Here is a 21,358-nt window from a genome sequence, read left to right as displayed (position 1 = left end):
CCATAGAATACAAATAGAAAATAAATGTATCATGACAAAAACAAGCATTTTGATTACACATTGCATTAAAAACAAAGGTTTTTAAATACAAATGTTCTCTTAAAGCCCCATAATGCTTTTCATTTATTTTCGACAAATGAAAATAAAGGTCAATTGTACTTTCGTTTATTTTCGTTTAGCAAAAATAATAGATACAAAACACAAATACGAGCGCAAAATCAAAATGCAAATACAAAAATCAAAATATTAATGTTTTTCACTTTTTTACACTTCAAAACAAATGTCATATAGTTATATTACAACAATTTACATCTATAAAAAAATACCCCGACCACATTTTGTGCAGCCGGGGATTCATCAATCTACCTAAAACTATAACAAATAACTATCTTTCCTTTATTTTGTTTTCAGGGTATAGCTTTTACCCTCTTCTGTTTTTAAATCATACAGGTAAGTCGGAGCCAAATTGACCGGATTTGTTTTTGTATCCGGAGAGATAATAGGCTTGGGTATCTCGGGCACTGTAAACAAAGGATTTGAATTTGACCCTTTTGCAAGTTTCAAACCTGTTCCTTTCAATGATCCTTTCACCCGCAACCGGCAATTTCCTCCTAATGAAGAATGAATAGTTAGCGTCTCCACCTGTCCGTTCTTCCAGCTCATATCAATTTCAAAACCACCTCTGACTTTCAGACCCTTTACAGAACCATCCTTCCATACCGATGGCAAAGCGGGTAACAAGTAGATAAATCCGTCATGACTCTGCACCAGCATCTCGGCAATGCCGGCAGTGCAGCCGAAATTCCCATCTATCTGAAATGGCGGGTGAGCATCAAAGAGGTTGGGAAAGGTTCCTCCCTTTTTCTTTTCGTTCGATACCAGATCCAGCTGATTGGTCAGCAACTTGTACGCATGGTCGCCGTCGAGGAAGCGAGCCCACATACAGATGCGCCAGGCCATCGCCCAACCGGTGGAAATATCACCCCTGTGGATCAACGAAGTACGTGCCGCATCGAAAAGTTCGGGAGTACGGTATGGCGAAATTTCATTGCTTGGGAAAACGCCATAAAGATGAGAGACATGGCGATGAGTATCAGCCGGATCATCCCAATCCTGTTGCCATTCCTGCAACTGCCCAAAGCGTCCTATACGCATTGGCGAAATTTTACTCCGCAAAACTCTGATCGAGTCAGCAAACGATTTGTCCTGACCCAAAATTTCGGAAGCCCGTATCACATTGGAATAAAGATCGAAAACGAGCTGATTGTCCATGGTACACCCCGAGGCAATATTGAACTTCTTATTCTTTCCAAAAGCATTTTCGGGAGAAAGCGAAGGAGTTACCACCAAATAGCCTTCTTTCGGATCAGGAACCATATAGTCGATAAAAAAGCGTGCGGCTTCTTTCATGATGGGATAAGTCGATTCGAGAAATTTACGATCTCCCTGATACAGATAACGTTCCCATAAGTGTTGTGAAGTCCAGGCTCCACCTGAAACCCACATGCCGGAAGGTGCATGATCGACAGTGCCGGTTATGCGCCATATATCGGTGTTGTGATGCAGCACCCAGCCCCTCGCGCCATACATGATACGCGCTGCATCCCGACCGGTCACCGAAAGTTCGCGGATCATCCCGAACAATGGTTCTTCCATTTCTGCAAGATTCGCCACATCGGAAGGCCAGTAGTTCATCTCAGTATTAATGTTGGTGGTATATTTACTGTCCCACGACGGCAAAATCTGCTCGTTCCAAAGTCCTTGTAATGTTGCCGGTTGCCCACCTGGTTGCGAACAGGAAATCAGCAAATAGCGTCCAAACTGAAAATAAAGAACTGCCAGTTGCGGATCGAAACGTGAATGGAATTGTTTCACCCGGACATCCGTCGGATCGTTAACTGCTTCGTTCGAGCCAAGGTTCAGATCAACCCGATCGAAAAATTTCTTATAGAAAGCGGTATGCTGCTGTTTGGCAACACTGTATGGGGTAGCCATTGCTTTATTGAGGAAACCTGCACACTTGCTCAACTCATCAGTCGACAAGGTTTTGTAATCGGTAAAATTGGTCGCCATCGAAATATAAAAAATAACCTCGTCGGCTTTTTGCACTGAAATAACAGCATCTTTCACCGAACAGCTACCACCCAAAATTTTTGCTTTTATCTGCGTACAAAACCTCACTTTACCGCTCTGCCGCTCATGCGTTTCGGTTGTTCCCGAAAGCGTAAGTACATCTTTATCATTAAAGATCGCATATTTTTGATGCGGCGTTGTCAATAAGGTGTTGCAGGAAATGCTGCCGGGCTTATCTGCCGTCAATCGCACAATTACTACCTGATCGGTAAAAGACGAAAATACTTCGCGGCGAAAAGTTACTCCGTCCACCTTATAGGAGACGGAAGCGACGGCCTTGCCAATATTGAGATCCCGATAATAATCAGTGTAATTGCTATGTCCCGGAAAAGAGATATAAAAATCACCCATAGATTGATACGGCATTCCGGAGTTGGTTGCCGGCATCATTTTTTCGTCGACCATCCGTTGGGCTTCTCCGTATTTTCCTTCAAAAATCAGTTGGCGAACCTTCGGAAGAGCCTCTTTTGCGGCAGGATTGGCATTATTATTTGGCGATCCGGCCCAAACGGTAGCCTCATTTAACTGAATGCGTTCCACTGCGGGAGTTCCGAAAATCATGGCACCCAGCCGTCCGTTCCCCACAGGCAAAGCTGCATTCCAGTCGGCTGCCGGCTTATCATACCAAAGAACCATCGGGTTATTACCGGCAGCAAAAAGTGCCGACAATGACACAGCCGAAAATAAAAGAGTCAATAAAAAGCGCTTATTCATAGTTGATTAAAATATTTATTGTGTTTACGGGACAAGCGACATCCTTGTCGCTTGCTATTTCAATTTTTAATCGACAAAACTGTCGATTGAAGATGAACTGAAATGAATCAAGCGATTAGGAAATCGCTTGTCCCGAAAAGGACGTATTCATTTTTCAAAAACAACGGTTCCCTTCCAGTCGTTACAATCTGTAACCAAACCGGCTTCTACAGGGTTGTTCTGTGTATATTCAATAGCAGCATATAAATGTCTGTCGTCTCTGATGGTTGTATCCCAACTCTCTTTATGCCATAAACGTCCTGTTATTCCTGCACGTTTATTTATCTCTGTGGCAGAAAATTGCTTCACCGACTTCAAAACATCTTCCAAATAAACAGGATTATCGCTAGCATCTTTTTCCAACAGTCTGAATACCCAGTGCACATGATTCGGCATAACACAAATCGCATAATTACAAAGCTTTTTGTCCTGCCAAAAGGTTAATGCGTCAATGACAATCTGAACATATTCCGCTGCTGAAAGATCAACGATTGGTTTGCTTGCCAGATGTAAAAGCCCTTCATACGCTTTCATCATTTTTTTGCGCACAAGATAATATTGCTGATTCAACTCTGCACAAAGTTTCTGATTACCATCTCTTGTACTGGTTTCAATCTGAAGTCGTAACGAAGTAAGTTGATCAGAATAATCTTTCATGGCTTTTGCCGGAATAGCATCTTTCAACGACCATGTGACAAAATAAGCTTGCCCTGGTTGCTGATAATGGGGTAGATTTGCCCTGTGGTATTCCTTCTTCTCCATGTATTGTTATTGTTTGGGACAAGCGACATCCTTGTCGCTTGTTGTGCATTCTTTACAGACGACTTACGATTCGCTTGTTATCAATTTCCTTCAGAAACTCACGAATTATTCTTTACATTTTCAAGCAGCAAAAAAATGGCTAATACAGACAAATATATGTTTATTAGCTTAATCCTTCAAATTTTTCAAGCGACAAGGATGTCGCTTGTCCCTGCTAACTTCAAAATCCGACTTTCTTCAGCATTGCCATCAACGCTTCTTTACCCTTAATGGCATTGGCCGGAAGGTTCTCTCCTTTTGGACCGAAAGCATACATTTGCGGTTCCTTTTCGATGGTCACTTTGCTTTCATCAAACGCACCGGAAGCATCTTTCAATACATTGATATTCAACCCAAAATGTTTTGCCACAAATTCATACATTGCTTTGCGTTTGGAGAAACCATAATCGTGTCCTTCAGCCGGAAAATGGGTATCTTCCACCTGACTTTCGGCTCCATAAAATCCATAAGTGCGTTGCAGGAAAGGATATTCCAGCGTCGGAACAGTGCTTGACCAGTCACCGCCATCGGTAATGGCCAGCAACGGTTTCGGGGCAAACATGGCTGCCACCTCAGCATTGTTCGTGCGGTTGCCGCAAAGGTGGGTCGGCATTCCGCTTTCGCAGGGACACCCACCGTTGAAGTGCGACGATAGCATTACCACCGGAATGCTCAGAGTGATACGGTCGTCGATGGCCGAAACGAGCATCGTCATACTACCACCACCCGATCCGCCGGTGATACCGACACGCTTCGGATCTGCCTCTTTCATTGTCAGCAAATAATCGAGTACACGGGTGGTATTGAGGGTTTGGATACTTTGAGCAGCGCTTATGCGGTGCATTGTACCATCGAATTGCAAAAGGCTTTCACCCCAGGCAAAGAGATCCCAGTCGGCAGCAATAATTCCCATACGAGCCTCCATGGCACAACGTTTTTGCTGATCGGCACGGTAACGTCCGTCACCAAAGTGACCGTTCGGATTGAGCATAACGGGGCATTTACCCTTCATCTTTAGCGGTTTATAGATTGATCCGCACACATAAACGCTCGGAAGTGTTTCGATGGCAAAATTTTCGACCGTGTAACCGTCGTATTTCCGCTTCGGCGTGAGAATAACCTTCGAATCGGGCTTGGCCGGAACCAGCGCCGGGAAACGCAACGCCTCACGCATACACGATTTCAGCTCGGCTTTCCGTTTTTCCCAACTATCTTTATCGTTGTAAAGTGTTTTCAGATAATCGAGAAACTCCTTCCCCTCTTCATCGGTGGTGCGGGCATACTCGTACGCTTTAACTTTGTACTTGCCATGATCCATCACATAAGTGTAATCGAACGGGGAGAGCACTGCCTGTAATGTTTTTTCGAGGCTCCAGGGACGAATACGCCAGTCGGCACCCTGCAATTGCTTGCCATCGATCATTTTTTTGTCGTACTTGAACTGAATATGAAACTGCTTTTCGATCGATTGCAGTACATCTGCCAACGGACGACTGTAGCCTTCGTCGGCTGTTTGGGCAAAAAGCGGTGCTGCAAACAGAAGCACCAAAAATGCTGTCAGTAATTTTTTCATTTCTATCTTTTATTTTTCAACGATAACGACATTCTTGTTCAAATCTTCCTGTCTTTCAACCGGATTCGTAACCCGAATCAGATAATTGCCCGACAAGATGATATTGTTACTCTTTTCTCCGTTCAGCGACAGGAACGAACGGCTACCTGCCTGTGGAAAACAGCCGGTGATAAACAGGTCGGAGACATTGGTGGCTTCGATCACCGATTTATCGGCAATAGGTTTCAACGTAGAAACATTGCTAAGGTAAGCATTCGACACATCCGAAAGCTTAAATGCAGCTCCCATCTGAGCATTTACCTTCACATTGCTCAGTCGGATATCTTTTGCACGACTAATATCAAAACCACTCTGTGCATCCATGTTGATATCTTCGAATGAGACATCCGACACCGGCATCTCCTCGATTCCCTCTACCAAACATGCAGCATTTACATTACTACCGGTCATTCCCGAAATATGGATATTCCGGAAGATAGGAGTACGTTCGGAAAGCGGTTCGAGCGGAGCTTTTCCGTAGAACAAACTCAGCACAATTGCCTCTTTTTTAATGTCTTTCATCACAATATTGTTCACCCGCACTTCTTCCACATAGCCACCACGACCACGAACCGATTTGATGCGGATGCCCCGGTCGGTACCGTCGAACACGCAGTTAGAGATGGTCACTTTGCGCACGCTGCCCGACATCTCGCTGCCGATAACCACTCCGCCATGACCGGCCAGCATGGTGCAATTAGTCACAGTAACGTTTTCGCAGGGGACTCCGTATTTGCGACCCTGCGCATCGCGACCCGATTTGATGGTGATGCAGTCGTCGCCCACGCTGATATGACAGTTGGCAATGTGTACATTTTTGCACGACGACGGGTTGATTCCGTCGGTATTGGGAGAATATGGGTTATTGATGGTAATACCATCGACCGTCACATTTTCGCAAAACTCGGGATTGACGGTCCAAAAAGGAGAGTTGACCAACGTAATCCCCTCGATGCGAATATCTTTGCTTTTGTAAAACTGGATAAACGACGGACGGAAGAATTTCTTTGCCAGCGTTCCTTTCCAATCGGAATTAGCTTCAATCTGGAAATCAGGATTTTCTTTATCCCAAAGCGCACGGTATTTTTGCACGCGGGCTGCCAGCGCCTCATCTTTTTTGGCACCTTCAAGCGCCCAAACGGCATTCCACCACGCCTGTCCGTTTCCGTCGATTTTACCACGTCCTTTGATAGTGATATTCTCCTGACCGTAAGCATAAAACAGCGGAGAAAAACTCTTCATCACCACCCCTTCGTAACGCATTTCGACAAAAGGAAGATAATCGTCGTAGTTTGTTGAAAATTGGATTGTTGCTCCCGATTCTATATCTATGGTAATATTGCTTTTCAACACAATGGGACCGGTCAGATAGGTTCCTGCCGGAAAGAAGAGCGTTCCGCCGCCATGAGCCGACAACCGATCGATGGTTTTCTTAATCACAGCCGTATTCAAGGTTTTACCATCTGCTACGGCACCGGCTTTCTGCATGTCTACAACCTCGGCAACAGCCCATTGCACAGACAAGGCCAACAGGCAAATTGTCAATAGTTTTTTCATTAATTCAAATTCAAAATTTCAAAGTTCAAGATTCCGTTTTGCCATACTTAGTTTTTGATTCCCGCAATTCCCGACGGCCAGGAATAGCTTCCCGGTTTGATGGTGAGATACAGTGAAGGCTTCCGTCCTACCCGCATACGCACAACGCCGGGTTCGAGTTCCTGTTCGGGAATCAGCGTTTTCCACTTCAGGTAATTCAGTACACTGTAAGCAGTTGCTCCTCCTTCGATCAACAACTCCTGCACCGGACAATTCTTCACCAGTTCGGCAACCACCTCATCCATGCGCAAACGCAACAAAGAAGAGCTTCCCGGAAACGAGACCTTAGACTGAGAAACGGAAATCGCCATTTTATTGCTCCATTTCCAGTCGGGAATCAAAGATTTTGCCCAACGTGAAAATTCGCCTTCCGAGATTTTTTCCTGCAAGAATTGTGACGGAAAATAACGAATCGGACAACCGGCTTCGGTCTTAAGACGTTCGAGAAATCGCTGTCCCTGAGGGTGCGCTGTTCCGCAAACGATAAGAAAAGAGGACGAAATATCTATCGATTTGTTTGCCACTGCCTTCTTTGCTCCAGTAATCCTGAGCAACACCTGCTCAAAAAATGCGGCACTTCCGGCCAGCAATGTATCCGGCTCCCAATTTGCAAGAGGCAATCCGAGTTCGTTTTCAGAACTGCAATCAGGAAGATAGATTGCCTTTTCCTGAAACTCCCGAACATCGCCGGTAATGATTGGAAACTGGTTGGCCTTATCTCCCACCAGGGCTCTTTCATTCAAGAGCTCAGCCACCTCTGAGGTTCCTGCCGGAAAATCAGGATCGGCAGAAAAACCGGTCTCTTCCAGCAATGTATCTCCCACAAAATATTTTCCATCACGGATGCAACGACCTGCCGCAGGGTTTGCCGGCTGAAGTAAAACTTTCGATTTACCCGTTACCGACATCACAGCTTTGATTTCCTGCACGATATACCCTCGCAGCACGGAATCCACCTTCTTGAAAATAAGCGTATCGTCTGATGTCGACGCTTTTGTTGCCATCAGGCGGTGAATACGATAGGCTCCATCGATTGTGCCCGACCGGCTATCGGTAGCAATTACTACCACATCGGCCGGCTCTTCGGGAACAGAGTCGAGCCCGAAAGCCACTTTGAGTCCGTAGCGAAGGCATACACCGGCTATTTCGGCGGCACCCGTCAAGTCGTCTGCAATTACCGTTATCATTTTGTTCTGTTTTTAGCCATCAAGATTGCATAATCCAAAGCTACCAGCATGGCGTCAGGCGAAGCAATGCCCTTGCCTGCAATTTCAAACGCCGTACCATGATCGACCGAGGTACGGATGATCGGCAAACCAAGGGTAATATTCACACCCTTCACGCTTTTCATGGTTTGCTTTTCGTTGTCCCACTGAAAACCTTCCAGTTTGAAAGGAATATGCCCCTGGTCGTGGTACATCACCACGCAACCGTCATATTTTCCCTGAACGGCTTTCACAAAAATAGTGTCGGGAGGAATCGGGCCTTCCACATTGTAGCCTTTGGCATTCGCCTCTTTGATGGCGGGTATTATTTCGTTGATTTCTTCGTCTCCAAACAGCCCGTTTTCGCCGGCATGCGGATTGAGGCCCGCCACAGCGATACGCGGCTTTTCATAACCAAACTGCACACACGCATCGTTCAACAATGAGATAACCTCCAGCACACGTTCTTTCTTGCACAAATCACACGCCTGACGAAGCGAAACGTGCGTAGTGGCATGAATCACGCGCAGGTTATCATCGGCCAGCAACATGGCATATTTTGCTGTATTGGTATAATGAGCATAAATTTCGGTATGTCCCGAAAAATGGTGCCCTGCCTTGTGAATCGACTCTTTGTTGATAGGAGCCGTAACCGTAGCATCCACTTCGTTGGCCAAAGCCAGCTCAATCACCTTATGCACGGCCTCAAAAGCGGCATTCCCCGCCATAGCCGACACTTCACCCGGCTTGAGTTCCGAAAGAGTAACGTTCTTCAGATCGTACACGTCCACCGTGCCGAAAGCAAAGGTTGCATCGGCAATCTTTTCGATTGCATTTACCTTGAGCGGAGCATTCAACAGCGTGGCAGCCTGCGCCATCACAGCCGCATCACCAATCACCACCGGACGGCAACGTTCGTAAACAGTCGCATCCGATAGCGCTTTGATACATATTTCAGGACCAATCCCGGCGGGATCGCCCATGCTAATTCCTATAATCGGGGTCATAAAACCTTTGTTTAATTGTTCAATTGTTGATCGTTTAATCGTCAATCTGCTGTTTCGCGATTTAACGATTATTCGATTCAACGATTACACGTTATAATAGTTTCGTATAAATTTCTATTGCATCCGCTTTGGTCACTTCACGCGGATTGTTCTTCAGCAATCGGGTGACGTTCATGGCAATATCAGCCAGTTCCGACAAGTCTTCTTTACCGATACCAATCTCTGTCAGATGTTGCGGAATGCCGCATGCTTTTGATATAGCGGCAATCTTTTCGATACCTGCCAACGCTGTAGCCTCATCAGTCGATTGTTTTTCTACGCCCAACGCCAGTGCAAGCTGCGCATGACGAGCCGGAGACGCAATCCTGTTGAATCGCAAGACTTCGGGCATCAGTATGGCATTGGCCAGGCCATGCGGTACATGGAATTTACCTCCCAAACCATACGACAAAGCATGGATAGCCGAAGTATTGACCGGCCCCAGACACAAGCCTCCGTACATCGATCCCAGCGCCAAAGCGGCACGGGCTTCCATGTCCTTGCCGTTTTCGCAGGCACGTTGAAGGTTTGCCGCTATCAGCTCAATTCCTTTCAATGCATACGTATCGACTGCCGGATGGGCAAATTTATTGGTAAATGCCTCGATGCAATGCGAAAGAGCATCCATACCCGTTTCGGCAGTCAGTTTTGCCGGAAGAGACACCGTCAACGCCGGATCGATAAAGCAGGCATCCGGAACCAGATACGGACTAATGATACCGCTTTTTGCCAAAGTTGCTTCGTTGAGCAAAATGGCATTGGGCGACATTTCGCTGCCGGTTCCCGATGTAGTCGGCACGCAGATCAGTTTACGGTTACGGCCATTAAGAATACCAATACCTACTACTTCCGCCAGTTTTTGAGTATTGCCGGTAAGTGCCGCCAACAATTTTGAGCAATCGAGAACGCTACCGCCTCCTACGCCGATAATGCAATCGGGGTTGAACTTTTCCGAAATTGCCAGTAATGTATCGAATTGTGCAAAGGTAGGTTCTCCGGGAAAGTTATATTCCACCAATTCCACCTTTTTGCCGGAAGCTTTAATAGCCTCAACAGAAGGTGCCAGCGCCTCTAAAAGAGGAGTGGCAACCAACATTAATATTTGCTCGGATGATGTGATAAACCGGCATTCGGCCAGTTGTTGTATGCTATCTTCGCCGAAAACAATGGTTCCCGGTTGTTGTAAAACTACAGAATTCATTTCAATGTTCAATGTTTAATGTTTAATGTTCAATGTTTTCAACAACTTTCAACTTGAAACATTGAACATTAAACCTGTAACTGTTATTTTTTGCTTTTAATATACCCATAAATGGTCAGGTGTTCGTCTGCCGGTTCCGATTTGAAGAACAGGCTGGCAATGTAACCCACCACCAACACGATGATGTGGCTATAAACACCCAACATATATTTGTGATGCGGGAAATTGAATTTTCCCAGATCGAGAATCGGCGTATCGTCGATTTTAGTTGTTGTCAGCACAGCATAAGCGGTAAACAGAATACATACCGCAATTCCGATGTACAAACCCTGCCAGTTAGCACGACGGGAGAGCAATCCCAACAGAAAGATTCCCACGATACCGGCCGAGAAGATGGCATACAATCCAAAGACAACCCCGAGGACGCCTTCGCCTTCCCAGGTAACGTAAAGGTAAGCAACCGTCATCATCAGGATACCGGCAACCAACACCAAAATCCGCCCCATCCGCAACTGCTGTTTATCCGTGCTATTAGGCTTAAAACGGAGATAATAGTCGGCGATTCCAATAGCCGAGATACAGTTCAGATCGGATTGCAAACTGGCAAGTGCAGCAGCAACCAATGCAGCCAGTACCAAGCCAACAGCGCCTACCGGCAACTGTGTACTGATAAAAAGAGGGAAAACCTTATCGGCCGAAATGCCTTCGGGCAATGTTGCCGTTCCGTTGTGATAATAGACATACAGCAACGAACCGATCAACATAAACAATGTCCAGACAGCCACACTCATAATCACCCCGATCAACGCCGCATGTTTCGCGTCTTTGTCGGATTTTGCAGCCAGATAACGTTGCACGATGGTTTGATCGGTACCATATTTTTGCAGCGCATAAAAGGCTCCGTTAACTACCATTACCCAAAAAGTGAGCTCGGAAAAGCTGAAATTGAACGGTCCGACATCAATCTTTCCCACTTGGAAAGCCTGACTCAAAGCCACTGTTGGTCCGCCTTCGGGACGGAACAAGAGGATTCCCAGACAGAGCAATCCGCCACCAATCAACAGACCTCCCTGAATCACGTCCATCCAGATTACGGCTTCCATTCCGCCCAAAACCGTCAGGGTGATAATTGCGATGGAAAGCACCAGCATCACGGTCAGCACCGGGAAATGGGTGAAACTGCTCAGCGCAATACTGACCAGGTAAAGTACCGTTCCCATCTTCGAAAAGTGGGTCAGCAAAAACGCTACGGAACTGTACATACGGGCAAACACGCCGAAACGACGTTCAAAATATTCGTACGTACTTAATTTAATTGCTTTTCTGAACAGCGGCACGATAAATCCGATCAGGCCGACCAGTACCACCGGCACCATCAGACCCTGCACCAGTAATATCCAGTTCGACTTATAGGCCGCTGCCGGATAGGCCAAAAATGTAACACTGCTCAACAACGTGGCAAAGATGGAGATACCAATCGCCCAGGAAGGAATATTTTTACTTCCCGAAAAATAACGATCCGAACTCTTCTGACGTCGCGCAAAATAAAATCCGGTACCGATTGTAAATACCACCGAGGCAGCAACAATCAGTCCATCAATCCAATGAATAGGTTCCTGGTTCATTTATCCGTGTTATTTCAATTCTTTTTTCAATGCTTCGAAACTGTCGATAATCTGCTGATTACGTTCGGCAGTCAGCTCTGTCAACGGAGGCATCATCGTAGTACCGCAAATGCCCTCATGGTTCATCAACACCTTCAACGAAGCCAGCGATTCGCCCAACGTACGATCTTTCTGGTAAACTGCACCTACCTTATCGGTCAGCTCCTGATAATGTTGAGTCGTTTTCCAATCGCCAACTTTCGCAGCATCCATCAGTTTACCGTACAGTTCAGGCACGATGTTTCCGGTACTCGGTACCACGCCGTCGGCACCCAATTGCAAACTGCCGAAGCTTTGTGCTCCCCAGCCACAGAAATAAGCGAAATCTGCTCTCTCCATATAGGCCTCGATGCATGCTTTCATGCGATCGGCATCACGTTCCGAATCCTTCAAGCCCCAGATATTGGGGTGATTGCTCAGTTTGGCAACCACGTCCAAAGGAATAGACATCTGCGTGGTAGCTTTGATGTTGTACATCATCACCGGCCCTTTCACATTGTCGGCCAACTGCGTATAAAATGTCACCATCTGATCCGGCGTAAGGATGTAATACGAAGGCAATGTAGCCACGACCACATCGGCACCCAGTTCGATAAACTGATTGCCTCGTTTGATCAGTTCGGCTACCTGATTGCCTACCAAACCGGCATACACACACTGTCCGGGACTCTTTGCCTTGACAGCGGCCTCTACAAAACGAAGGCTCTCTTTTTCATCTACTGAACTTGATTCGCCGGTTGTTCCCAAAACCAGAGGATGAATGCCATATTGGGCAAAACGTTTCATAATAACGGCAACCGCGTCCACATCTACCGTAAAGTCTTTTTTGAGCGGTGTAATCATCGGCACCACTACACCTGAAAATCTTTTTTGCATTGCTAATTATTTTATAGGAATAGAATTCCTATCGTGTATATGAGGTTTTTAAAAGTTTCTATTCATCTGAGTCGCGTAAAAAAAATAGTTTCATTTGGATTCATTTCTGCCTTATCAAAATTTTTTGCAATATCCAAAAATCTACCATAAGTGAAAATTTCTATCTCATTACGCAATTGATTAACCCTCCTACGCTTTTCATTATCAACATTTTCTCTATTCCCTATAAAAATGTAGTAGTTATAAAAAATTGCCGTCTCTGGAGAATTAAGTAAATCACCAGTATTATTAGTAGGCGTTTTCTTGTCATTAAAAAATCCCAGTAAATCTTTTTTTATACACCAATTAGATAAATCCATGCGAAACTCCAAAGGGTTTCTCGCAATATATTCTTTCCAATCATTTATTTGGGAAATTGCCTTGTTCAAACGATTCGAAGGAAGTCCTTCTTTTGTAATTACTATATCATCAGGCGGTTCAAGTTCAATGATATTAACTTCCCATGCACCTGAATATGACATCGGGACAACAAAATCAGCCTTATATTTTGATCCAAACGGAAATTCTTTTAAAACATAGGTACTATGACCTCCTGTTCTACAAACAGCCCATCTTATCAAATTGGGATTGTGAGCTAAAAAGGATGAGATCTCTCCTTCGCCTTTAGTTTCAGCTAAAATAGATTGCAATTCTTTGCTTAGCATATTTTGACGCGTTTATTTCTAAAAAATAGCCTGATTTATTATTGTAATTAGAATTCAATTGTAATCTCCCATTTCCCCGAACCCAGTTCGACTGAATTATCTTTCACAGCCACTGTTTTACCGTTAATTCGTACCGAAGTCGCAGTAAAAGGCAACATCACCGTCGTTGTTGTATTGACCGGAATTGTCACATTCAGATTGAATTCCTTTTCTGTCTTTGTCCATGCAACGAATAGTTTTCCATAAAGCGTTTCGGTTAAAGCCGATACATTTTTTAGATCGCCTACCGGTGTCGGTCGCAAAATAATATGCTTGAACCCGGGTTGTTTTTCATCGTAACGAATTCCAGCCAGCGTATTGAAGAACCACTCCTCGATTTGCCCCATCATAAAGTGGTTCCACGAATTACCCTTGCGTGGATCCCACTGTTCGGTCAGCGTAGTCAGTCCATATTTCAACTGAAAACCATAACCCGGAGCATCGTAGTGATTCACCATTTTGTACATCAGTTCGTTCTGTCCGTTATCGGCCAATGTTTGGAAAAGGTAACGATTGCCCACATCGCCGGTCGTAAGACGATCGTCGTGATAAGCGATGTCATCGGTAAGGTTTTTCAAAACAGCCTGACGGTATTGCGGTTCCACCAAACCGAGGTACAAAGAGACAGCGTTGGCGAACTGGCTACCGATGTCGTATTGCCGGGTCGATTTATTGAAAAAACGTTCGTTGTAAGATTTCTTAATGTCACGAACCAACTGTTCGTATTTGAGTGTATCCTGCGCAATACCCAGCATCGCAGCAGCTTTGGCTACCAGCATTGCCGAGAGGTAATAATGTGACGTAGCCGAAATTGCGATGGAACTGTTCTGTGAATATCCTGCCGGTTTCAACCCGTAATCGTACCAGTCGCCCAAGCCATGCGACAAAATATGCCCGGTTGCTTTCGTCCCGAGATAGTCGACATAGCGCGTCATCACAGAGTAATATGTCCGTATCAACGAACTGTCGCCGTAATGCCAATAATACATCCACGGCACCACGATGGAGGCGCAACCCCATTCGGGAGAATCGGTAAAATCGCCACCGAAAGAGACATACTCGGGACAAATACTCGGCACCAGACCGTCGGCATGCTGGGCATCGCTCATATCCCGCAAAATTTTCGGGAACATGGCAGTCATGTCGTAGTTCATCAACAAGCCCGGACCGTTGAGATGCAACTCTTCTACCCATCCCAGCTTTTCGCGCTGCGGACAATCGGTCATCACGCCCTGAAAATTGCTCTTGATGGCATTGTTAATCAACCAGTGCGTCTTATTGAAAATCTCGTTCGAGCAATCGAAAGTGGCCACTTCGGTTGCCGAGGAGTAGACAAAATTCGATTTGATGTCGGTTATCAGCGGCAATGTGCTTCCTGTCGGGGATTTCTGTACATCGGCACCTTCCACCTGGATATACTGGTAGCCGTAATAGCTGAACATCGGTTGCCATTCTTCCTCCCCTCCACCTTTGAGCGTGTACTGAAAATAGTACGGTGCACCGGTTCGTTTCTGGCTTACCTTTCCGTCCTTATCGAGCGATTCGCCCACCCACATGCGAACGGTTTGTCCTTTTTTACCATGAATTTTAATGGACGGGAAACCCGACAGGTTTTGTCGCATATCGAGCACATAAACCGAGTCAGAAAGATGCTTCAGTTCTTTGATTCCGTATTGTTTGTTGATCTGAACCTGCGGGGCTGTCTGAGCTGTCAGTTTCCCTTCCGGAGCCTCCTGCAACACAACATTTCGCCATTTGGAATCGTTAAAACCGGCAATATTCCAGCCCGGTTGCTCCAGAGTGGCATCATAATCCTCGCCGCCATAAATACTATTGAACGTGATGGGGCTCGGCGCATACTTCCAGCTTTTATCAGAACGAAGGATCTCTTTTTTGCCATCAACATACTCCACCACCATTTTGAAAAACAAGGTCGGAGGACCGTAGGTGCGCCACAATTTGCTGTAACGGGTGCCAATGGTGTTGTAAAAACCATTGCCAAGAATTACACCGATCGCATTTTCACCCTTTTGAATCCTGTCGGAAACATCGTACGTATTGTAATAAACCGTCTTTGAATAGTCGCTCCAGAGTGGCGCAAACTCACTGTTCCCAACTTTCTTTCCATTGATAGATAGCTGATAATGACCCAGTCCGCAGACATAGACCGTTGCCTTTTTTACGGATGTTTCTGCTTTGAAATCTTTCCGAAGCATGATGCTGCGCAACGCCATGCTGTCGAGGTTTTTGAGCATAGCAATATTCTCGGGCGATTTTTTGGAAGGCATGTGATAGCTCTTTCCTATCGGTAGATGAGAGTCGGCCTTGGTCAGCCCACCAATCCATTGGGAATCGAGAAAATCATCGGCAGGCGCTATTGAGAAACGAGCCGGAGCACTCCACGCCGAAGCTTTGCCTTTGGCGTCCCACACACGAACTTTCCAACTGTATGCTTTCCCTTTTTCAAGCGAAGACTTACCGGCATAATCGATCAACTGACTGCCATCCGATTTTACCTTCCCGCTTTGCCAAACAACGGTTTTACTTGCTTCGGCAGTAACAACCAATTCGTAGGCCGTCTGTCGATCGCCGTTGACAACCGACTGCAACTGCCATCCCAAACGAGGTGTCGTCGTATTTACCGACACCGGATTAACAGCCATCTCACAAGTGAGTTTGGAAACGGTGATAGCCGAAGCAATATTTGTTATCAGTAAATTACAAATGCAAAAAAACCAAATAAATACTCGTTTTCTCATCCTTTATCATATAAATGCCACTCCCTTTTAAAGAATAATCTCAATCCTTCTTTATTTTCAATATATCTAATATTTCATCCATAAAATCATAAACAACATCTCCTTCGTCTGTAAGGTTGTTGCTTATTGTTCGCTTCATCTCTTTATAGTTCGCATGATAAAATTCTGAAATTGTAAGAATCACCTTATTATCTTTTATCAATAATAAATTTTCAAACGTACCTATTCGACTGGTATTGTGAGCTGTCTTAAAGCAATCAAAATAAGAGAATTTAAATTCTGTTGCTTTCTTTAGTCCTGCATATCGACTTAATGTTATTTTATTCTCATCAATAAAGAATCTAAGCCACTTAAATCTGAAAACAACAACAGCGTAATAAATTATTACCAATGTAAAAAATATCAAACTCAGAACCATCCCTATCTTTGAATCCACATTCATCGTTGGATCAGAGATTGATGAAATAGAAAAAGGGATAAGTATTGTTATGGCAACAATTACAAATAATTCAACCTTAGCTTTGATAGAAAATCTTGAACGCATAATTTTAATCTGAAGTTATTTCTATACAACAGTCAAAAATAATACTTTATTAGCACAAGATTACGGTTTATAAACTATCGATTTTAATTGAGTGGACGATGCCACTTTCTCACCGTTGACAAACAGCATCAATCCTTTACCAAGGTTGTATTTGCTTCCGGTTTTGTCCCAAACAATGGTCAGCGTTTTACCGTGATACGACACGTTATCCAAACAGAACCAATCCCACTGTTTTGCAGGAACCAACGGATTGACCTCGATGGTTTCGTCGGCACGGGGACGGAGACCTACCAGTCCGGTAATAATCAAATCGTTGAAAGTGGAGTGGTTATAATAGCGGCTTCGTTCCTGATCTCCTTTTAACCAGTAACCGGTTACCTCGTCGAGGTATTCGCCCACGTAGGGACGGCCACGGTAATGCATGCTTTCCACATACTGATTGATCAGAGCAAAGTAAACGCTATCGCTTACCACGTTGGCATCGTAATTATTTTTTGCGTTGGCAAGTGCGGTCAACGTTTGCGAAGTGGCGAACGGCCATACGGCACCATCCCACTCACATTTGCCCACACCATGCGTACGGAACTGCGGATGACGACGTTCGGCGGTTGTCAAACCGAAAGGAGCAGAAAAGCCCTTGGTATCGGTCAACTGTTTCCATGCAACCTCAAATCCTTTGCCCTTATCCGGCAAATTGAAATACCAGGGAAGAAATCCGACCGCTTCACGAGCCTGAGCCAGTTTACCCGGCTCGCGCAAGGTTTCAAAGAAGAGCGAATCCTTGTTCCAAAGCTGTGTTTGAACCAACTGTTTTAATGTATCGGCTTTCAGAAGGTAGCTCTTTTCTGTTGCTTTATCGCCTTTCAAATTGGCAATTGCCGCCAGTGCCTGAGCATTGCCAAACATGTAGCTATTGATGGTCGGACGGGCATATTTCTTTTTACGGCCGCCACTGATGGTCTCTTCCATGCCGTCCTGCACATCGCCCTGCCAGTACAATCCGCTCGGCAAGCGATGATCGCCTTCCCATGCGGCATAGTCGGCCTGCAAGTCGGGATACATATCCAACAAAAAGTTTTTGTCGCCGTCAACCATGAATTTATTGTACAACGCATTCCCGGTCCAACTGCTGAAACTGCGCAACTTGCGCATCGGTTTTCCTTCGTTACCGCGGTACCACACGTGAATGTCGTCATTCAGGTATTTGCTGTCGCGCAACCAGCGGGCTTCGTAGATGTGATGTCCCAATGCGCTGCTAATCAAATTGTATTTATCGGCATACGTTCTGGGCACCAAAAATTCGGTAAATGCGTAGCCATCCGGTGTTTGTTTGATATGTTTACGCAATGTCCACCAGCGGTAGTAAAACATCTCTTCGATATTTTGCTGCGGACATTCAAACAAAGGAACATTCTTTTTCATCCAGCTCCACGACTCGGAATTCGGAATTGCCTGAGCAATATTTTCGTTCTCCATCGTGTTGAAATTGTCCACGTAGTGCTTAAAATCGTCCGCTTTCAACACGGCAGCAGAATTATCGTCATCCTGACTGGAGGTTTTGAAGTTTTCCAGATAATAAACCGCTTCTTTGTCGGAAGCACCCGGATTGGCAAGATCGGTAAAACGATCGGCAGGAGTATTGGGCGTTGGCTCGATAGGCAATTCGCCGGTGCGGAAGACAATGCGAGAAACAGCCTCCACCGGATTGAAGAAGATGCGGGTAGCAATCTCTTTGCCATTCACCACCATCTTATAGCTACGAGTGGTTACATCCAGCATCACTTTGACGTGATACGTTTCGCCGGCTTTATATTTCAAAATACCGGAATAACGGGCTCCGCTCTTCGACTTGAAGACGCTGTCTTTGTCGAAGGTCAAACGAATGCAAGCTTCTCCTTTCGGATTTTGAAATTCGATATCGAGCTGTCCATTCCCGTTCTGACCGGGAACAACCGTAAATTCAGCCGTCAGTTTCTTGGATTCTGGAACGACGCGTTCCACTTTGGCATAATCGAACGGATCGCTGTCTTTGAGTGTCAGCCAGCGTTTACCATCTGCCCGTTTTTCGAGGCTTACCGGGGCCTTCAACGGACTGTAAATATTCCATTTTGTCATCTCCTGAATGGAGTTAAAACGATCGAAAACGTCGTCGGCCTGTGCTGTAGCTTTACCCGTTACCGGCACAGGTATACGCGAGATCCACAAATCCTCCTTGTTCATGCTGTAAGTGACCCAGAGGTTTTTATCGGGCGGCGTACCATTGCCCTCCAGAATTCCACGCACATATTGCGGCCCCAGATTTTTGTAGGCACCGCCGTAACGCATCGGAGTAATATCGCCATGAACAAGCAGCAAGTCTTTGTATTCCAAGCCATCGTCGCTGGTGGAAATGGCCAGCGGCCAGCGGTATTCGGAAGGATTGTAAACCGTAGCGTAACGACCGTCGGAGGTACGTTGCCCCCAGATTTTGGCATTGCTGTTCACAAAACCTTTGCCTCGCTGCGGCATCACCGGCCAGGTTTTACCACCGTCGGGACTGATGGTTGTCAGTGCAAATTTCCACAAACCCACCACACGGCCATCGGGCAAATGATAGAAATTAAACGCTTTGTAATCTTTATGAATGGGAATCAGCGGATCGTTACGGTCGGATTCCTCGTTCCATTGAAGCATCATCAGCGGATTGGCTAATAGTTCGTTGCAGGCAGCCACAAACCCTTTATCCTTGCTTTTTGTATAAAACGGATAAGAGGTATTACTCTCGTTGAAAGCATGGTTATAACGGATAAAATAGATCGGACCGAACTTGCCGTTGGGCAGCACTTCGCGCACCACACGGCCAATGCCGTTCCCATCGTTGGGATCGTCTTTAGCGGCAAAAGCAATGCCGTAGAAACCCAAAACGAGCAGACGGTTTTTCGCAGATACATAAAAACCCATGCGTTGATGCATCACCGCCATCAAATCTTTAGCTACACCCGGAAAATCGGGTTTGGTGGTACCATCGGGCACTTTGTATTCGGGAAAAACCACCGTCGGTTCGCTCCAGTTGTAACCATCCTGAGAATTCATCAACAAAGTTCGCCCCGGAGCTTCGTGTTCGCCCACGGGATCGGACAAATATTCCATGTAAAACCGGTTGTTCCAGTAACACAACATCGGCTGGTGATTGTAGGTCCAGCCTTCGGCCAGGTTAGCCGGATGTTCGCGATTGACACGCAACACCTGAATATTATGCACACCGACAGCCGGAGCCAGTTGCCCGTGGTGATAATCGGAATTCGACAAGGTTTTGCCGGTATAGTAAACACCCTCCTGAGCTGTGGCATTTATTGCAAGAATGATATATAAAATAAAAAGCAACTGTTTCATTTATAGATATATGAAAATTAAAAATAGTATTACGAATCCCCTTTCTCTAATGCCGATTAAAGCCTCCCCTTGAGGGGAGGTTGGGAGGGGCTTTTAATTCAGATTCTTAAGCAATTGATCGTAAAACTTCGCTGACACTTTGAAGATCGTCCCATGTTTATGACCCTGAGGCAAAGATACTTCATTTGTGGCATCGGTAAACGATTTGAAGTCGCGGGTTTTTACGGCTCCGTATTTTTTATCTTTGTAAAATTCAAAATAGACCAAATAGTCATTGCCCACTTTCGTCACAGTTGGCCCTTCAGTAAAATGAGGAGTAATTGCAGCTGAGGGAGTTGTAAACGGACCCAGAGGTGATTTAGCAAAGGCTACTTTCACATCACGTTCGGGGCGGGTATTATCCTTGAGAATCAGCACATAATCTTTCGGAGCACGTTTCAGCAACACGCAGTCAATCACACTGAATTTCGGATCGAGGAAAAGTTTTGTTTTGGAGAATGTTTTGAAATCTTTGGTGGTGCAGTAGTACATCCGGTGATTGTTATCTTCAGCCTCCTGCCCTTTCTCAAAACGATAAGGAATGGTAGATGCCCACATAATGATAAACTGCTTGTGTACATCGTCGTAGAAAACCTCCGGCGCCCAGGTATTTACCGTTGTTGGTTCGTACTTCATCACCTCAATGTATTTCGATGGAGTCCAGTGAATCAGATCTTTGGAACTGGCATAACCGAATCCTTTATCCTTCGTCCAGCTGCTGGTCCACACCATGTAAAAAGTACCATCGGGACCCTGACAAACAGAAGGATCACGCATGATTTTGTCGGTGCCTACACCCGGTGTATTGAACGGCCCGCCCAACGATTGCCAGTGGTAACCATCGGTACTACCGGCCAAAAGCAAACCATCCTGCTGCGGTTCACGGAATGTAGCAAAGAGATAAGCATCCTGTGCCTTTGCCAATGGCAGAAGGGTAAAAACGAATAAAAATGAAAAAATCAATTGCTTCATGTAAATTGAAACTTAGTGCGTTTATGTATTTTATAAATCCGT

General features: G+C 45.5%; 14 protein-coding genes. All 14 read right to left on the bottom strand.

Features of this window, described 5'->3' with window-relative positions:
- Nucleotides 1–396 precede the first annotated feature (396 nt).
- The 14 genes from PJIAN_RS04030 to PJIAN_RS03965 all read right to left on the bottom strand — a co-directional run bounded on the left by PJIAN_RS04030 (nucleotide 397) and on the right by PJIAN_RS03965 (nucleotide 21,316).
- On the bottom strand, nucleotides 397–2,847 hold the full coding sequence (locus PJIAN_RS04030; RefSeq protein WP_068702240.1) for a glycoside hydrolase family 95 protein: 2,451 nt from the start codon (nucleotides 2,845–2,847) through the stop codon (nucleotides 397–399).
- A gap of 147 nt (nucleotides 2,848–2,994) precedes the next feature.
- Entirely contained in the window at nucleotides 2,995–3,648 is a 654-nt protein-coding gene (locus PJIAN_RS04025) for a transposase (protein ID WP_153802481.1), read from the bottom strand.
- Nucleotides 3,649–3,868: 220 nt separating this feature from the next.
- Nucleotides 3,869–5,260: a glucuronyl esterase domain-containing protein gene (locus tag PJIAN_RS04020; protein ID WP_068702236.1), complete on the bottom strand. Its 1,392-nt coding sequence runs from the start codon at nucleotides 5,258–5,260 to the stop codon at nucleotides 3,869–3,871.
- Between the two features lie 9 nt (nucleotides 5,261–5,269).
- The gene (locus tag PJIAN_RS04015) at nucleotides 5,270–6,856 is read right to left on the bottom strand and encodes a glycoside hydrolase family 28 protein (RefSeq protein ID WP_068702234.1); all 1,587 of its coding nucleotides are present in this window, start codon (nucleotides 6,854–6,856) and stop codon (nucleotides 5,270–5,272) included.
- 47 nt (nucleotides 6,857–6,903) lie between these two features.
- Nucleotides 6,904–8,082 (bottom strand): four-carbon acid sugar kinase family protein, encoded by a 1,179-nt coding sequence (locus PJIAN_RS04010; RefSeq protein WP_068702233.1) that lies wholly within the window; start codon nucleotides 8,080–8,082, stop codon nucleotides 6,904–6,906.
- Nucleotides 8,079–9,107 carry a 4-hydroxythreonine-4-phosphate dehydrogenase PdxA gene (gene pdxA, locus PJIAN_RS04005; protein ID WP_068702231.1) on the bottom strand — a complete coding sequence of 343 codons (1,029 nt, stop codon included), beginning with the start codon at nucleotides 9,105–9,107 and terminating at the stop codon, nucleotides 8,079–8,081. Before pdxA ends, PJIAN_RS04010 begins: the two co-directional genes overlap by 4 nt.
- A 91-nt stretch (nucleotides 9,108–9,198) precedes the next feature.
- Nucleotides 9,199–10,347, bottom strand: a complete 1,149-nt coding sequence (locus PJIAN_RS04000; protein WP_068702229.1) for an iron-containing alcohol dehydrogenase — start codon at nucleotides 10,345–10,347, stop codon at nucleotides 9,199–9,201.
- Nucleotides 10,348–10,430: 83 nt separating this feature from the next.
- Nucleotides 10,431–11,972: a sodium:solute symporter family protein gene (locus PJIAN_RS03995; protein WP_068702227.1), complete on the bottom strand. Its 1,542-nt coding sequence runs from the start codon at nucleotides 11,970–11,972 to the stop codon at nucleotides 10,431–10,433.
- Between the two features lie 9 nt (nucleotides 11,973–11,981).
- A complete protein-coding gene (locus PJIAN_RS03990) occupies nucleotides 11,982–12,887 on the bottom strand; it encodes a dihydrodipicolinate synthase family protein (protein ID WP_068702225.1) in 906 nt (301 codons plus the stop codon).
- A gap of 62 nt (nucleotides 12,888–12,949) precedes the next feature.
- Nucleotides 12,950–13,591, bottom strand: coding sequence for a Shedu anti-phage system protein SduA domain-containing protein (locus PJIAN_RS03985; protein ID WP_068702223.1), 642 nt, complete (start codon nucleotides 13,589–13,591; stop codon nucleotides 12,950–12,952).
- A 47-nt stretch (nucleotides 13,592–13,638) separates the two neighbouring features.
- Nucleotides 13,639–16,389 (bottom strand): alpha-L-rhamnosidase, encoded by a 2,751-nt coding sequence (locus PJIAN_RS03980; protein WP_068702220.1) that lies wholly within the window; start codon nucleotides 16,387–16,389, stop codon nucleotides 13,639–13,641.
- Nucleotides 16,390–16,429: 40 nt separating this feature from the next.
- Nucleotides 16,430–16,933, bottom strand: coding sequence for a hypothetical protein (locus PJIAN_RS03975; RefSeq protein ID WP_068702219.1), 504 nt, complete (start codon nucleotides 16,931–16,933; stop codon nucleotides 16,430–16,432).
- Nucleotides 16,934–16,993: 60 nt separating this feature from the next.
- Nucleotides 16,994–20,305, bottom strand: coding sequence for an MGH1-like glycoside hydrolase domain-containing protein (locus PJIAN_RS03970; protein WP_068702217.1), 3,312 nt, complete (start codon nucleotides 20,303–20,305; stop codon nucleotides 16,994–16,996).
- A gap of 93 nt (nucleotides 20,306–20,398) precedes the next feature.
- Nucleotides 20,399–21,316, bottom strand: a complete 918-nt coding sequence (locus tag PJIAN_RS03965; protein ID WP_068702215.1) for a glycoside hydrolase family 43 protein — start codon at nucleotides 21,314–21,316, stop codon at nucleotides 20,399–20,401.
- Between the last annotated feature and the right edge of the window lie 42 nt (nucleotides 21,317–21,358).

The sequence above is a fragment of the Paludibacter jiangxiensis genome, assembly GCF_001618385.1.
GTDB lineage: Bacteria > Bacteroidota > Bacteroidia > Bacteroidales > Paludibacteraceae > Microbacter > Microbacter jiangxiensis.
This window is presented reverse-complemented; position numbering and strand designations above follow the sequence as displayed.

What these genes read in the sequence shown, in the direction of transcription:
- PJIAN_RS04030 (WP_068702240.1), bottom strand. Translation starts at nt 2,847, where the DNA reads ATGAATAAGCGCTTTTTATTGACTCTTTTATTTTCGGCTGTGTCATTG.
- PJIAN_RS04025 (WP_153802481.1), bottom strand. Translation starts at nt 3,648, where the DNA reads ATGGAGAAGAAGGAATACCACAGGGCAAATCTACCCCATTATCAGCAA.
- PJIAN_RS04020 (WP_068702236.1), bottom strand. Translation starts at nt 5,260, where the DNA reads ATGAAAAAATTACTGACAGCATTTTTGGTGCTTCTGTTTGCAGCACCG.
- PJIAN_RS04015 (WP_068702234.1), bottom strand. Translation starts at nt 6,856, where the DNA reads ATGAAAAAACTATTGACAATTTGCCTGTTGGCCTTGTCTGTGCAATGG.
- PJIAN_RS04010 (WP_068702233.1), bottom strand. Translation starts at nt 8,082, where the DNA reads ATGATAACGGTAATTGCAGACGACTTGACGGGTGCCGCCGAAATAGCC.
- pdxA (WP_068702231.1), bottom strand. Translation starts at nt 9,107, where the DNA reads ATGACCCCGATTATAGGAATTAGCATGGGCGATCCCGCCGGGATTGGT.
- PJIAN_RS04000 (WP_068702229.1), bottom strand. Translation starts at nt 10,347, where the DNA reads ATGAATTCTGTAGTTTTACAACAACCGGGAACCATTGTTTTCGGCGAA.
- PJIAN_RS03995 (WP_068702227.1), bottom strand. Translation starts at nt 11,972, where the DNA reads ATGAACCAGGAACCTATTCATTGGATTGATGGACTGATTGTTGCTGCC.
- PJIAN_RS03990 (WP_068702225.1), bottom strand. Translation starts at nt 12,887, where the DNA reads ATGCAAAAAAGATTTTCAGGTGTAGTGGTGCCGATGATTACACCGCTC.
- PJIAN_RS03985 (WP_068702223.1), bottom strand. Translation starts at nt 13,591, where the DNA reads ATGCTAAGCAAAGAATTGCAATCTATTTTAGCTGAAACTAAAGGCGAA.
- PJIAN_RS03980 (WP_068702220.1), bottom strand. Translation starts at nt 16,389, where the DNA reads ATGAGAAAACGAGTATTTATTTGGTTTTTTTGCATTTGTAATTTACTG.
- PJIAN_RS03975 (WP_068702219.1), bottom strand. Translation starts at nt 16,933, where the DNA reads ATGCGTTCAAGATTTTCTATCAAAGCTAAGGTTGAATTATTTGTAATT.
- PJIAN_RS03970 (WP_068702217.1), bottom strand. Translation starts at nt 20,305, where the DNA reads ATGAAACAGTTGCTTTTTATTTTATATATCATTCTTGCAATAAATGCC.
- PJIAN_RS03965 (WP_068702215.1), bottom strand. Translation starts at nt 21,316, where the DNA reads ATGAAGCAATTGATTTTTTCATTTTTATTCGTTTTTACCCTTCTGCCA.